General features: G+C 64.1%; 10 protein-coding genes and 1 rRNA gene. 10 read left to right on the forward strand and 1 reads right to left on the reverse strand.

What is annotated here, in order from left to right; all coding sequences use genetic code 11:
• The 4 genes from rrf to aspS all read left to right on the forward strand — a co-directional run.
• A 5S ribosomal RNA gene (gene rrf, locus NE591_RS11035) occupies positions 1-113 on the forward strand; the annotation flags it as partial.
• 367 nt (positions 114-480) lie between these two features.
• Entirely contained in the window at positions 481-1,083 is a 603-nt protein-coding gene (locus tag NE591_RS11040) for a hypothetical protein (protein WP_114540188.1), read from the forward strand.
• Positions 1,084-1,101: 18 nt separating this feature from the next.
• Positions 1,102-3,762, forward strand: coding sequence for an aconitate hydratase AcnA (gene acnA / locus NE591_RS11045; RefSeq protein WP_227070564.1), 2,661 nt, complete (start codon positions 1,102-1,104; stop codon positions 3,760-3,762).
• A gap of 172 nt (positions 3,763-3,934) precedes the next feature.
• On the forward strand, positions 3,935-5,716 hold the full coding sequence (aspS, locus tag NE591_RS11050) for an aspartate--tRNA ligase (protein WP_114540186.1): 1,782 nt from the start codon (positions 3,935-3,937) through the stop codon (positions 5,714-5,716).
• A gap of 111 nt (positions 5,717-5,827) precedes the next feature.
• Here the strand turns inward: aspS and NE591_RS11055 are convergent, their stop codons facing one another.
• On the reverse strand, positions 5,828-6,499 hold the full coding sequence (locus NE591_RS11055; RefSeq protein WP_114540185.1) for a type II toxin-antitoxin system RelB/DinJ family antitoxin: 672 nt from the start codon (positions 6,497-6,499) through the stop codon (positions 5,828-5,830).
• Between the two features lie 519 nt (positions 6,500-7,018).
• Between NE591_RS11055 and NE591_RS11060 the strand changes: the two genes are divergently transcribed.
• The 6 genes from NE591_RS11060 to hyfE are packed head-to-tail and all read left to right on the forward strand — an operon-like array spanning position 7,019 to position 14,086.
• Positions 7,019-7,567 (forward strand): 4Fe-4S dicluster domain-containing protein, encoded by a 549-nt coding sequence (locus NE591_RS11060; RefSeq protein ID WP_022739000.1) that lies wholly within the window; start codon positions 7,019-7,021, stop codon positions 7,565-7,567.
• A gap of 20 nt (positions 7,568-7,587) precedes the next feature.
• The gene (fdhF, locus tag NE591_RS11065; protein WP_022739002.1) at positions 7,588-9,762 is read left to right on the forward strand and encodes a formate dehydrogenase subunit alpha; all 2,175 of its coding nucleotides are present in this window, start codon (positions 7,588-7,590) and stop codon (positions 9,760-9,762) included.
• Positions 9,763-9,799: 37 nt separating this feature from the next.
• On the forward strand, positions 9,800-10,393 hold the full coding sequence (locus tag NE591_RS11070) for a 4Fe-4S dicluster domain-containing protein (RefSeq protein WP_114540184.1): 594 nt from the start codon (positions 9,800-9,802) through the stop codon (positions 10,391-10,393).
• Positions 10,394-12,484 carry a hydrogenase 4 subunit B gene (gene hyfB, locus NE591_RS11075; protein ID WP_227070565.1) on the forward strand — a complete coding sequence of 697 codons (2,091 nt, stop codon included), beginning with the start codon at positions 10,394-10,396 and terminating at the stop codon, positions 12,482-12,484.
• A gap of 9 nt (positions 12,485-12,493) precedes the next feature.
• Entirely contained in the window at positions 12,494-13,420 is a 927-nt protein-coding gene (locus tag NE591_RS11080; protein WP_114540182.1) for a respiratory chain complex I subunit 1 family protein, read from the forward strand.
• Positions 13,421-13,429: 9 nt separating this feature from the next.
• Positions 13,430-14,086, forward strand: coding sequence for a hydrogenase 4 membrane subunit (gene hyfE, locus NE591_RS11085; RefSeq protein ID WP_114540181.1), 657 nt, complete (start codon positions 13,430-13,432; stop codon positions 14,084-14,086).

Here is a 14,086-nt window from a genome sequence, read left to right on the forward strand (position 1 = left end):
GCGGAACCATGGAGTGGGGGATCACCCGATCCCATTCCGAACTCGGCAGTTAAGCCCCACCTCGCCGAAAGTACTGCGGCGCCAGGCCGCGGGAGGACAGGTCGTTCCGCTCGCAGGGGGCGCTTTTCTGCGTTCCGGCCGCCCTGGCGGGACGGCCGGACCTGCCGACGCCGCGGCTCCGACGGGCGCCCGGCCTCGCCCCTTGTTCGGGGCTCGGCGCGGCGCGGAGGCCGCTCGGCCCCGAGGCGGGGCGATTCCGGGCGCCTGCCGGACCCTCGCCGACTTCCTCGGGCGAGCCTGTGCGACAAAACTATATTATTATTTGGACGCCCATGCGGGCGTCTTTTTGTTTTTGTGCGCCCTTAACCGTGAAATGGGAACGGCTTCTTTCTTTGAAAATATAAGGACGCGTATAATGTTTTCTGGAAAACTGGCGTCGATGACAGAGCCGAAGGGCTCGTCAGGAAAGGGAGGTTTCCCTTGAGTTCAGAGACCCCTGAAGATAAGAAGCGCGTTGAGGAGGCGCTGAAGGATTCGGCGAAGCTGAAGGAGTTGGTGGAGGCTCTTTCCGATGGGAGCCGCCGCGGCCGCCAGCAGGCAGCGAAGGTCATTGCAGGCGTGGCTGCTGAGAATCCTGAAATACTCGTGCCTTTCGCGTCCGATCTCGTCGACGCATTGGAGCGCCCTGAGGCTCAGACGCGTTGGGAATGTCTTGATGCGCTGACTTACGTCGTGTCCTTCGACTCTCGGCCCTGCGACAAGGCCATCCCCGGCGCCGAGGCGGCCCTGTTCGACGAGGACAGCGGTCCTTTGCGCTTGGCCGCCATGCGCTTTCTGTGCAAGCTGGGCGCGACGACCGAGAAACGCTCGGAAAAAGTATGGCCTCTCATCGACGAGGGCATCCAGTGCTATCACGGGGATTTGGAATTCCAGGATATGCTTCTGGCGGTCATCGACTTCTCCCAGGGGAAGCTGGACGGGTCTGTGAAAAGCGCCCTGGCCGATCGTATGCGCTTCGATGCCGAGAACGGCAAGGGCATGCTCAAGCGCCGTGCCGCTCAGATCATCGAAAATGTAGCTTAGTTCCAAGGAGATTGACACATGAGCTTTGAAGCTTCTTTGAAGGTGGGCGATGGGGCCTACACCTATTACCCGGTGAGCGAGATAGAGGGGGCGGCGCAGCTGCCTTACTCCCTTACCGTGCTTTTGGAGAATGCGCTGCGCTGCGGGCGCACGCCCGAAGAGGCCCAGGCCATGGCCGAGCGCATCGTAACTGCCGGCTTGGCGGGCCAGACGGGCGAGGAAGTGGAGTTCTCGCCGGCGCGCGTGTTGTTCCAGGACTTCACGGGTGTGCCGGTGTTCGTCGATTTCGCCGTCATGCGCGAGGCCTGCGGCGATCTGGGCGGCGATCCGAAGAAGATTAATCCCCAAGTGCCGTGCGATTTGGTCATCGACCATTCGGTCATCGCGGATGTGGCCGGGTGCGACGGCTGCATGGATGAGAACATGAAGCTGGAATTCAAGCGCAACGGCGAGCGCTACGACTTTTTGAAGTGGGCCCAGGAGTCCTTCGAGAACGTGCGCATCGTGCCGCCGGGACAGGGCATCTGCCACCAGCTGAACATCGAGAAGTTCGCCAGCGTGGTCATGGAGTCTCCCGCCGGCCTTACCGGCGCCGATGGCACGCCCGTGGTGTACTTCGACACGCTTGTGGGCACCGACTCCCATACGCCCACGGCCAACGGCATCGGTGTGCTCGGCTGGGGCGTGGGCGGCATCGAGGCGGAGGCGGCCGCGCTGGGCCAACCCATCACGACGCTTGTGCCCCGCGTCATCGGCGTGAAGCTGACGGGCGACTTGTCCGAAGGCGTGTCGGCCATGGACGTGTCGCTGACGTTCGCACAAATGCTGCGCGAACGCGGTGTGGTGGGCTGCTTTGTGGAATGCTTCGGCCCCGGCGTGGCGGCGCTTTCCGCCACCCAGCGCGCCTGCATCTCGAACATGACCCCGGAGTACGGCTGCACCTGCACGCTGTTCCCGGTGGACGACCGCACCCTGGACTACCTGCGCCTCACAGGCCGCAGCGCCGAGCAGGTGGCCCTGGTTGAGGCCTACGCGAAGGCCCAGGGCTACTGGAATGATCCCGAGGCGGCGCCGCGCACCTATGCCGAGGTGATCGAGCTCGATCTTTCCACGGTTCAACCTTCTCTGGCGGGCCCCTCGCGCCCCCACGATCGCATTCCGCTCGCCAAGGCCGGCGAGCGCTTCCGCGCCATCTGCGCCGAGCGCGGCCTCGACGATGCGACGGTGCATGTGGAAGTTGACGGCGAGGACTACGAGCTGACCCACGGAGCCATTGCCATCGCCGCCGTGACGAGCTGCACCACGGCCACCGACCAGGCCATGATGCTGGCCACGGGCCTCATGGCGCGCAACGCCGCCGAGCGCGGGCTTGCGCCGGCACCCTGGGTGAAAACCATCTTGGCTCCCGGTAGCCGCGCCACCGAGCTTCTGCTCGAGCGGGCGGGGCTCACCGAGCCTTTGCGCCAGCTGGGCTTCTATACCTGCGGTTTCGGCTGCATGAGCTGCATTGGCAACTCGGGCCCTCTGTCCGAGGCCATGCATGCCGTGGCCGACGACATCGAGCTGGCCAGCGTTCTGTCGGGCAACCGCAACTTCGAGGGCCGCATTTCGCCGGACGTGTCGCAGAACTACCTGATGCAGCCGGCCAACGTCATCGCCTACGCCATCGCCGGCACCATGGACATCGATCTGGAGAAGGATCCCCTTGGCGCGGACGCTGAGGGCAATCCCGTGTTCTACGCCGACATTGTGCCCGCCGCCGACGAGGTGGCCGCTCTTGTGGACGAGTTCGTGACGGCCGACTTGTACGAGCAGGGTGCCGCAAACATGTTCGAGGGCGACGCCGCGTGGCAGGCCCTGGGCGCCGAGCCGAGCGATACCTTCGCTTGGGACGACGGCTCTACCTACGTGCGCCGGCCGCCCTATTTCGACGGCATGACCCGTGAGGTGTCGGGCCAGGACGCCATTGAGGGCGCCCGTGTGCTCGGCAACTTCGGCGACTTCATCACGACCGATCATATCTCGCCGGCCGGCGCCATCGCACCGGACATGCCGGCGGCTGAGTACCTGGAGGCCCATGGTGTGGCTCCGGCCGACTTCAACACCTACGGCAGCCGTCGCGGCAACCACGAGGTGATGATGCGCGGCACCTTCGCGAACGTGAAGCTGCAGAACAAGCTGGCGGACGGCCGCAAGGGCGGCTGGACCCGCGACTTCACTACCGGTGAGATAACGCCTCTGTACTACGCCGCCGAAAACTACGCCGCCTCCGACACGCCGGCGGCAGTCCTTGCGGGCAAGATGTACGGCTCCGGTTCGTCCCGAGACTGGGCGGCCAAAGGTCCGATGCTGCTCGGCGTGCGCGTGGCCATCGCGGAGAGCTTCGAGCGCATCCATCGCTCCAACCTCATCGGCATGGGCATCCTGCCGCTGCAGTTCATCGAGGGGCAAAATGCGGAGACGCTGGGTCTCGACGGCTCCGAGACCATCACGGTGGCGCCCATCGACTTCTCGGCGGGGCTGCCGAGCCCGGCTGTCGTGAAGGTGACGGCCGAGAAGCCCGATGGAGGCGTCATAACCTTCGACGCCATCGTGCGCATCGACACGCCCACGGAGGGCCGCTACTACGAGAATGGCGGCATCCTCCAGTACGTGCTGCGCGATCTGATCAAAGGATAAGAACTGATCGTGCATTGCTCAGCCCCCGTCGCTGCGCGAGAGCGACGGGGGCTTTTTGCTGCCGTCTGTGCGCTTTTCCGTTGCTGAACGCGCTGAAAGCTAGCTTGCGCGCCTGCAATGCGGTACGATTACGGGCACGTGATTTTTGACCCCTAGGAGCAACGAAACGACTATGGAAGACTTCCGCAACGAATATTGCATGCATACCGCCACCTGCGGGCAGCTGCGTGCGACTGATGTGAACCAAGAGGTGACTTTGTGCGGTTGGGCGTGGCACACCCGCGACCACGGCGGCCTCATCTTCATCGACCTGCGCGACCGTGATGGCTATACCCAGGTGGTGGTCGATCCCGATTGTGTGAGCGAGGAGGACTTCCATGCGGCCGAGCACTTGGGTCGCGAGTACGTGCTGAAGGTGTCCGGGCGCGTGCGCGAGCGTGCACCGGAGGCGATCAACCCGAACATGATCACGGGCGAGATCGAAGTTTTGGCCAATGCGGTACAGGTGCTGAACACGTCGGTGACGCCGCCCTTCTCCATTGAGGATGGCATCGAGACCGATGAGATCACGCGCATGAAGTGGCGCTATCTGGACATCCGCCGTCCCGAGATGCTCGCCAACCTGAAGCTGCGCCACACGGTGACCCAGGCCATGCGCCGGGCCCTGGACGAGCGTGGTTTCCTGGAGATCGAGACGCCGATTCTGGCGAACTCCACGCCCGAGGGCGCCCGCGACTACATCGTGCCGTCGCGTCCGAACCCGGGCAAGTTCTACGCCCTGCCTCAGAGCCCCCAGCAGTTCAAGCAGATGCTCATGTGCGCCGGCGTGGAGCGCTACTACCAGATCGCCCGGTGCTTCCGCGACGAGGACCTGCGCGCCGATCGCCAGCCCGAGTTCACCCAGGTCGACATCGAGATGTCCTTCGTCGAGGGCGACGACGTGTGCGACATGATGGAAGGTGTCATGGCCGAGACCTTGAAGGCCGTGGGTGTGACCGACGTCGCCTTCCCGCTGCAGAAGATGCAGTACGCCGACGCCATGCGCCTGTACGGCTGCGATCGCCCCGACGTGCGCTTCGGCATGCTGCTTCACGACATCACCGACATTGTGAAGGACACCGGCTTCAAGGTGTTCGCGAGCGTGGCCCAGTCCGGCGGAGTGGTGAAGGCCATCAACGTCAAGGGTGCCGGCGACTGGTCCCGCGGCGAGGTGGAGAAGCTCGCCAGCATCGCCGAGGCCAACGGCGCCAAGGGCATGGCCTGGGTGGCGTTCACCACCGATGGCCAGGAGAAGAGCCCTATCAAGAAGTTCTTCACCGACGAGGAGTGGGCGGCCCTGAAGGCCGAGATGGAAGTAGAGCCCGGCGACCTTTTGCTGTTCGCGGCCGATAAGCCCGAGATCGCCAACGCGGTGCTCTCCGCCCTGCGCCTGCACATGGCCGACGCCATGAACATCCCCCGCGAGGGCCACGCGCTGCTGTGGGTCGTGAACTTCCCCATGTTCCGCTACGACGAGGACGAGAAGAAGTACGCTGCCGAGCACCATCCCTTCACCCATGTGCTGAAGGAGGATCTGGACAAGATCGAGAGCGATCCGCTGGCCTGCGGCAGCTACTCCTACGACTTGGTCATGGACGGCTTCGAGGTGGGCGGCGGCACCATCCGCATCCACAACGCCGAGGAGCAGCGCCGCATCCTGCGCGTCGTGGGACTGACCGATGAGGAGATCGACGAGAAGTTCGGCCACCTCATTCGCGCGCTGGAGCTGGGCGCCCCGCCACACGGCGGCATCGCCCTGGGCTTGGATCGTCTCGTGATGCTTCTGGCCCGCAAGGACTCCATCCGCGATGTCATCGCCTTCCCGAAGACGAGCAGCGCGAGCGACCCCATGACGGGCGCTCCGAGTGCCGTCACCGGCCGTCAGCTGAAGGACGTGAGCCTGCGCATCCTGTAAGCGCGCAGCGAGCTCGCGCAGATGCGACAACCTGTTTTGCACGGCGCCTGCCCTTTGGGGTGGGCGCCCTTTTTGTGAGCAGTCGATTCTTCTCTGGCGGCGAACAGAGGCCTATCGGGTGATGTTGGAGAGCTGCTTGTTGAAGGTCTCCACCGGATAGCCCGTCAGCACGTTTCTGGCGGCAATGAGGCAAGCGGTGAACGAGAGGCGGTTGCCGGCGTAAAGGCGCGCGGCCAATCTGACGGTCGCGCCGTCTTGGAAGGAGACGTCGTCGGCGAGAAGCTCCATCACGGTGCCGATGAGCGATCGGGGAACGCGGTAGTCCTCCTCGAGCAGCTGGACGGTGAGCGCCGCCGTTTCCGGATAAGCTTGGGCGCATCCGGAGGCGATCAGGCGCCGCGCTTTGGCCGATGGTCGCGGCTCGTCGTCGAGCAGGTAGTGCAAGAGGACGGTTTCATCCACGATGGTTGTGGCGGGGTCGGCGACGGTTGTCGTGCGAAAGCGCGCGTCGCCCGTGTTCTCCCCCTGCTTTTTGAGCCATGCGGCGCGCTCGTCTCCCGTAAGGTGGGGGTTGGCGTAATGGCGCAGCTTGCCGAAAGCCGACGTGCCCCCCTCGCTTTTGCTGAGGTGCGGCGTGAAGGGGAGCCGTCGCTCGATAACCGATTGGGCCACGAAGAGGCGCACGGCCTCGGAGGGGGAGAGGCCAAGGGCCTCGAAGAGGCGGTCGGCTTGTTCTTTGAGATCCTCATCGATGCGAATTTGCATGGTTGCGTGCTTGGCCATGGGAGCCTCCTGGGTAGCGCCGTTGCGGCCTCTTCGGTAGCGAGAAGAGGCTTATTTCGGGGGTTTTGTACCAACTTCATAAAGAAACCCCTGGGAAATGGAATATAGTGTAGTACAAATACACTACAAATAGAAGAAGGCTCATCCAAGCTGTCCCTTATTTCCAATTTGAAAAAAGCCAAAATTCACTCTTGCGAAACACTTTCGAGGGGCGTATAACGGCCGTGACATCTTCGAGAGGCACTAGCTGTCCGACTTAATATCTTTTTCCTTTGCTACGGCTTTACCGCAGGGGACACCTGCGTCCATTTTGAGGGGTGCGCAAAGAGCACTCCCGGCGATTCCGGAGCGCCGGGAAGTCGTTGCGCAGCGTCAGGAGGCGCGCGTCTTTGTTGGGTGAAGCGAGCCGCCGCTCCGTGCTTGGGCCGATCCGACGATAGGGGAGGCAACGGCAGGGCGCGGAATCATGCCAGCGACGGCCTTGCGGCTGTCGCGCGAGAAGAGCGTAGGAGGATCTACATGGGTTCCAAATTCGTCATTGCCGACCCGGGCCTGTGCATTGGTTGCCAGACCTGCATGGCGGGCTGTCTTCTGAAGCACAGTGTGCCGGGTGACGTTCCCAAGCCGCGATTGAATCTCATCACCACCCTTACCATTTCGGCGCCCATCGTGTGCCACCATTGTGCCGACGCGCCCTGTGTGGCATCGTGCCCCGAAGGCGCGCTATACTTCGATGGCGCCCGCGTGGCCGTCAAGCAGGAGCGCTGCATCGGTTGCCGCAGCTGCGTGCTCGCCTGTCCCTATGGAGCCGTGGAGGTCGTCTCCCAGGAGGGCGCGGCCAAGCTCGGCGGCCTTACGGTGGAAAGCGCTCCCAAGGCATCCCTTGTCAAGTGCGATTTGTGCTACGACCGCGAGGGCGGCCCGGCCTGCGTGGAGGCCTGCCCCACCGGAGGTCTTATGGTCGTCGACGAGGAGGAGCTGGCCGACCGCCAGCGTCAGCGCCGTATGAGGGCCGCCGTGGCCTCGGGCGCCTTCTCGAGCGTGCCCTTGAACACCGATCTCAACTAGCCCCAAGGAGGAATTGCACTATGGAAAAGCACATGGCCGTCTGCCCGTACTGCGGTGCCGGTTGCAAGCTCAATCTCATCGTGGACGACGGCATGGTCATCGGCGCCGAGGGCCTCGATGGCGTGACCAACGAGGGCGAGCTGTGCCTGAAGGGCCTGTCGGGCTTCGATTTCATCAACGACACCAAGATTCTCACGCCGCGCATCCTGCATCCGATGATCCGCCGCGAGAAGGGCGGCGAGCTGGAGCGCGTCACCTGGGACGAGGCGCTGGACTTCACGGCCAAAAAGCTCATGGCCATCAAGGAGAAGTACGGCCCCGACGCCATTATGCTCACGGGCTCCTCGCGCGGGCCGGGCAACGAGGCCAACTACGTCATGCAGAAGTTCACCCGCGCCTGCGTGGGCACCAACAACATCGACAACTGCGCCCGCACCTGCCACGGCCCCTCGGTCATCGGCCTTATGGACACCGTGGGCTCCGGCGCCATGTCCGTCTCCATTCCCAACATGGAGAACGCCGACCTCATCATGTTGTTCGGCTACAACCCCTCGGCCTCGCACCCGATCGTCGCCCGCCGTATCGTGAAGGCCAAGGAGAAGGGCGCCAAGATCATCGTCGTCGACCCGCGCTCCATTGAGACGGCGCGCATCGCTGATCTGTACATCCAGATCAAGAACGGCTGCAACCTCGCCTTCATGAATGCGTTCGCCAACGTTATCGTGAGCGAGAACCTGCACGACCGCGCCTTCATCGACGCCCACACCAACGGCTTCGACGAGTGGTGGGAGACCATCAAGAACTACACGCCGGAGTCGGTCGCCGACATCTGCGGCTGCAGCCCCGACGATATTCGCAAGGCCGCCCGCATGTACGCTACGGCCCCCAACTCCATTATCGGCTGGGGCATGGGCGTCACCCAGCAGCGCCAGGGCGTGAAGACGGTGCACACCATCGCCGCCATTGCCTGCGTCACGAACCAGATCGGCCGCGACAACGCCGGCCTGGCTCCGGTGCGCGGCCAGAACAACGTCCAGGGCTCCTGCGACATGGGCATGTGGCCGAGCCTGCTTCCCGGCTATCAGAAGGTGGAGAACCCCGAGGCCCGCGCCAAGTTCGAAAAGGCATGGGGTCTGCCGGAGGGGAAGCTTCCCGCCGAGCCCGGCTTCAAGCTGACCGACCTGCCCCATGGCGTGAAAGAGGGTAAGATCAAGGCCTTCTACAACTTCGGCGAGGATCCGTTGCAGACTGAGCCCGACTCCGCCGATATGAAGGAGACGCTGGAGAACCTCGAGCTGCTCATCAGCCAGGACATCTTCATGACTCAGACGACGGCTTTGGCCGACGTGGTGTTCCCGGGCACGTCCTGGGGCGAGCATGACGGCGTGTTCTCCGCTTCCGACCGCACCTTCCAGCGCTTTACGGCTGCCGTGCCGCCCAAGGGCGAGTGCAAGCACGACTGGCAGATCTTCAGCGAGCTGTCGACCCGCATGGGCTATCCCATGCACTACGAGGACACCCAGGAGATTTGGGACGAGATGCGCTCGCTGTGCCCGAACTTCTACGGCGCCACCTACGAGAAGATGGCCGGCGTGGGCCATGCCCAGTGGCCGATTCCGACGCTGGAATGCCCGGGCACTCCGACGCTTTACAAGAACGGCCAGTTCAACACCGCCGACAAGAAGGCCATTCTCATGGCTCACGATTTCGTGGAGCCCACCGAGATGCCCGACGACGCCTATCCGCTCGTGCTGTGCACGGTGCGCGAGGTGGGGCACTACTCCTGCCGCTCTATGACCGGCAACTGCAAGGTGCTCTCGATGCTGGCCGACGAGCCGGGCTACGTGCACATCAACCCCGCCGATGCCGCCGCCCGCACCGTCAAGGACGAGGATCTGGTCTGGGTGAGCTCGCGCCGCGGCAAGGTGATCACGCGCGCGAAGCTGGACGAGCGCATCAACAAGGGCGCCGTCTACATGACCTACCAATGGTGGATCGGCAAGTGCAACGACCTGACCATGCATGTGACCGACCCGCTGTCCGGTACGCCCGAGGACAAGTACTCCGCCTGCGAGGTGCACTGCATCGACGACCAGGTGTGGGCCGAGCGCCATATGCAGTCGCTCTACAGCGCGATGAAAGATCGCCTGGCTGCGGAGGCGGCACCTCAGAACGTCGCGCCCGCCGCTCAATAGGGCGTCTCGCTACCGCACTCATTCCGAAAGGACTCTGATGAACACTTTCATCGCCATAGAGCCGGATAGGTGCATTGGATGCGGCACGTGCCTTGCCGCCTGCAGCCACGGCCACCGTGTGGCCGGGCTGCAGGCGGAGCCCCGTCTCGCACTGACGTTTACCCCGCAGGTGACGGCCGCCGTCACCTGCCATCAGTGCGAGGGGGCGCCGTGCTTGGCGGTTTGCCCCGTGGATGCGATCAAGCGCACCGAAGAGGCCATCGTCGTGAACGAGCAGACCTGCATAGGCTGCAAGTTGTGCGCGGTGGTGTGCCCCTTCGGCGCCATCCATCCCTCGGGCACGTCCACGGCGGGCGTTGCCGGCATCTCCTATCCCACTCCCACTCAGCCGCGGGGCACATCGCCTCTGCTGGCTTGGAGCATCGGCGTCTACACCTGCGCCGTCAAGTGCGACCTGTGCTCCACCTTGGGCCCCGACGAGGAGCCCCATTGCGTCGAAGCGTGTCCGACCAAGGCGCTCTACGTGCGCGATGCCACGACGCTCGCGGGCGTTCGCAAGGACAAGATGCGCGCCGCCGTGGCGGCCAACCAGATCATGATGGGTCGAACGACGAACTTGAAGGAGGCCTAAATGTTGGAACTGATACTGCTTTCCCTCGGGCTCTCCTGCGCCACCGGCGTACTGTCGCTGGTGGCGTCGAAGGCCCGCGCTGCTTCCAAGACCATCGCTTGCGTCGGCGGCATGGGGGCAGCGGCCTTAAGCTTTGCCGGCGGCATCGGCGCGCTGTTCCAGACGGCTACCTACGCCAGCTGGATCGGGCCTATGCCCTTCACGAACTTCACGCTCTTGCTGAATCCGCTGGCGGGCCTTCTCATCGCGGTCATCGCCGCGCTGGCCTTCGTGGCGTGGCTCTACGGGCTTTCCTACTTCGATGAGTACTACGAGGCGGGCATTGGCGTCATCGGGTTCTTCATGAACCTGTTCATCGCCTCCATGAACCTCGTCATCCTGGCCGACAACGCTTTTTGGTTCCTCGTGTTCTTCGAGCTGATGTCGCTCACGTCCTACGTGCTCGTCATCATCGACCGGACGGAAGCGTCGCTCAAGGGCGGTTTTCTGTACCTCATCATGGCCCACATCGGCTTTCTGATGATCGCGTGCTCGTTCTTCGCCATGGCCTCGGCCACCGGCTCGCTCGAGTTCGAGGCGTTCCGCACCCATGCGTTCGCCCCCGGCATCGCCACGCTGGCCTTCGCGCTGGCCTTCTTCGGTTTCGGGGCGAAGGCGGGCATGGTGCCCTTCCATTCGTGGCTGCCCCAGGCCCATCCGGCGGCGCCCTCCAACGTGAGTGCGCTCATGTCCGGCGGCATGATCAAGATCGGCATCTTCGGTATTTGCAAGGTGTGCTTCGATCTGCTCGGCGCTGCGGGCGGCGAAGTTGGTTGGGGCGTGCTCGTCATCGTCATCGGCGCCGTCTCCTCGGTGCTCGGCGTGGTCTATGCTCTGGGAGAGCACGACCTCAAGAGTCTTCTGGCCTACCACTCCGTCGAGAACATCGGTATCATCCTGCTTGGTGTCGGCGTGGGCATCTACGGCTGGGCCGCAGATCTGCCTTGGCTCGCCGCCATCGGGCTTCTGGCCGGTCTCTATCACTTGGTGAACCATGCCATGTTCAAGGGCCTGCTCTTCCTCGGCGCCGGCAGCGTGCTGCATGTCACGGGCACCCGCAACATGGAGGTGCTCGGCGGCCTGGCGAAGGTGATGCCCATCACGGCGGTGTGCTTCCTCATCGGCTCCCTCGCCATTTCGGCCATCCCGCCGCTCAACGGCTTCGTGTCCGAGTGGTTCACCTACCAGGGACTCATTGGGGCGGCCATGGACGGCGGCATCTTCATGCGCATCGTCTTCGCCTTTGCCGTGGTGGCCCTCGCCATCACCGGCGCTCTGGCGGTCACCTGCTTCGTGAAAGCCTTCGGCGTGACGTTCCTCGCCCGTCCCCGTTCGGAGGCGGCCGAGCATGCCCACGAGGTGCCGGCTCCCATGACCATCGCCATGGTCATCCTCACGGTGGCCTGCATCGCTCTGGGACTCGGCGCGGCCTGGGTGGCGCCCGTTATCAGCTCCATCGCGAGCTCGATGCTCGCGGCGCCGTCTCTGCCGGTGGTCGAGGGCGCGACACTGGTGTCCTTGGACACGGTCTCGGTAGTCTCGCCGCTCATCATGGCCGCTCTTATGGCCGTTGTCATCGCCCTGTGCGCCTTGGTGCGCAATGCCGCCAATCGGAAGGGCGGCATGAAGAGCGACCCGAGCACGTGGGCGTGCGGCTATGAGGCGGATCTGTCCATGGAGACGCTCGCCTCTACGGTGGGCGCGAACGTCAAGACCTTCATGGGGCCGCTCTACGCCCTTCGCTACGGCGTGAACCGCGCCGGCCAGGCGGTTGCCCGCTTGATCGCCCGCGCGCTTGAGTCCGATGCCGAAGAGGCTCCCGCCGCCCCCGTGGCGACCGGCGCTGTGGCCTCGCGCTACGATCGCGACCGGACGGTCGGCATCGCTCCAGCCGAGCGGCACGCTCCGGCGCTTTCCAACTCGGTGCTCTCCATCGTGAGCGATGTGGGCGCCTGGTTCGGCCGCATGGAGAGCGGGGATTTCCGCACCTACATCGTTTACATCGTCGGCGCGCTGGTGTTCTTCCTCGCGCTCATCATCCTGGTACGTTAGGGGGATGCCATGACTATCATTATCGCGATACTTCAGGCCATCCTTCTGGTCGCCATCGCCCCGCTTCTTTCCGGCATCACCCGCAAGATTCGTGCGAAGATGCACTCCCGTACGGGCACGAGCGTGCTGCAGGACTACTACGACCTGGCGAAGCTGTGGCGCCGCTGCGAGGTGAAGGAGGGCGGAAGCAGCATTGTCTCCCGCCTTGCGCCGCCGATATTCTTGGGCTCGTTCATCCTGCTCGCTGCGGGTCTTCCGCTTGTGACTCAGGCGTGCCCGGTGCCTATTCTCGGCGACATCATCACCATTCTGTACCTCATGGCCCTTCCGCGCTTCATGTTCGCCCTGGCCTCCATCGACTCGGCCGGTTCCTACACGGCCATCGGCGGTGTGCGCGAGCTGCTCGTGGGCGTGCTGGTTGAGCCCTCGCTCATACTGGTGCTCTTTGTCATGGCCGTGGCCGCGGGCTCGACCAACGTGGGGCTTATGGCCTCATCGGTGGCCAATCTGACGGCATGCCCCTTCGTGGCCGTCGTCGTGGCCGGCGTGGCCTGCGCCATGGCCTGCTACATCGAGACGGGAAAGCTCCCGTTCGATCTGGCCGAGGCGGAGCAGGAGATTCAGGAAGGCCCTCTGGCCGCCTACTCGGGTCCGTCGCTGGCCATGATGAAGCTGGGCGTCTCGCTCAAGCAGCTCGTGGTGGCGAGCTTGTTCGTGGCGATCTTTCTGCCCTTCGGCGCGGCGGCCACGGCGTCTCCTCTCGATCTGCTCGGCGGCCTGGTGGCCTACGCGTGCAAGGTGCTCGCGGTGTTCCTTGTCGCCTCGGTGATCGAGAACGCGGTCATGCGCGTGCGCTACAAGTATCTCGGCCGTTACACCTGGTTCGTCGTGGGGATTGCCTCGCTGTCCCTCGTGTTCCTCGTCATTGGAATTTAGGTGGTGAATATGTTCGGTTACCCATTAGTCAATGTGCTCGGCGCCTGCCTCATCATCACCTCGATGATGGTGGTGCTCGCCCGCACCGGACGGGCGGCGGCCTTCTTGTACTCGCTGCAGTCCCTGGTGCTCGTTGGCGTGCTCGCTTCGCTCGGCGCCGTCACGGGCTCGACAGAGCTGTTCACCTGGTCGGCCACGGCCTTCGCCACGAAGGTGGTGCTCGTGCCCGCCATCCTGCTGTTCACGCTGAAGAAGATTGGCGACGACGCCGAGGCGGACCTTCCGCCGAAGCTAAACCCCATGAAGTCGGTGGCGCTGGTGGCCGTGGAGGTGTTCGTCTGCTTCGTGGCCGTCTCCGGCATCGATTTGCCCACGGCTGCGGCGGTCAAGCCCACGCTGGCCGTGTCGCTCGCGCACTTCTTCATCGGGCTCACCTGCATCGTTATCCAGCGCTCCATCTTCAAGCAGATCTTCGGATACTGCCTGATGGAGAACGGCTCCCATGTGACGCTCGCGCTTCTGGCGCCTCAGGCGCCGGAGCTGGTGGAGATCGGCGTCGCCACCGACGCCATCTTCGCGGTGATTATCTTGGCGGTGCTCGTGTGGCGCATGGCGCGCTATGCGCACACCCTTGACGCCGACGACCTCTGCGAGCTGAAGGGATAA

The sequence above is a fragment of the Adlercreutzia sp. DFI.6.23 genome (assembly GCF_024462535.1).
Taxonomy (GTDB): Bacteria; Actinomycetota; Coriobacteriia; order Coriobacteriales; family Eggerthellaceae; genus Adlercreutzia; species Adlercreutzia rubneri.

What these genes read in the sequence shown, in the direction of transcription:
- fdhF (WP_022739002.1), top strand. Translation starts at nt 7,588, where the DNA reads ATGGAAAAGCACATGGCCGTCTGCCCGTACTGCGGTGCCGGTTGCAAG.
- hyfB (WP_227070565.1), top strand. Translation starts at nt 10,394, where the DNA reads ATGTTGGAACTGATACTGCTTTCCCTCGGGCTCTCCTGCGCCACCGGC.
- NE591_RS11070 (WP_114540184.1), top strand. Translation starts at nt 9,800, where the DNA reads ATGAACACTTTCATCGCCATAGAGCCGGATAGGTGCATTGGATGCGGC.
- hyfE (WP_114540181.1), top strand. Translation starts at nt 13,430, where the DNA reads ATGTTCGGTTACCCATTAGTCAATGTGCTCGGCGCCTGCCTCATCATC.
- acnA (WP_227070564.1), top strand. Translation starts at nt 1,102, where the DNA reads ATGAGCTTTGAAGCTTCTTTGAAGGTGGGCGATGGGGCCTACACCTAT.
- NE591_RS11080 (WP_114540182.1), top strand. Translation starts at nt 12,494, where the DNA reads ATGACTATCATTATCGCGATACTTCAGGCCATCCTTCTGGTCGCCATC.
- NE591_RS11055 (WP_114540185.1), bottom strand. Translation starts at nt 6,499, where the DNA reads ATGGCCAAGCACGCAACCATGCAAATTCGCATCGATGAGGATCTCAAA.
- aspS (WP_114540186.1), top strand. Translation starts at nt 3,935, where the DNA reads ATGGAAGACTTCCGCAACGAATATTGCATGCATACCGCCACCTGCGGG.
- NE591_RS11060 (WP_022739000.1), top strand. Translation starts at nt 7,019, where the DNA reads ATGGGTTCCAAATTCGTCATTGCCGACCCGGGCCTGTGCATTGGTTGC.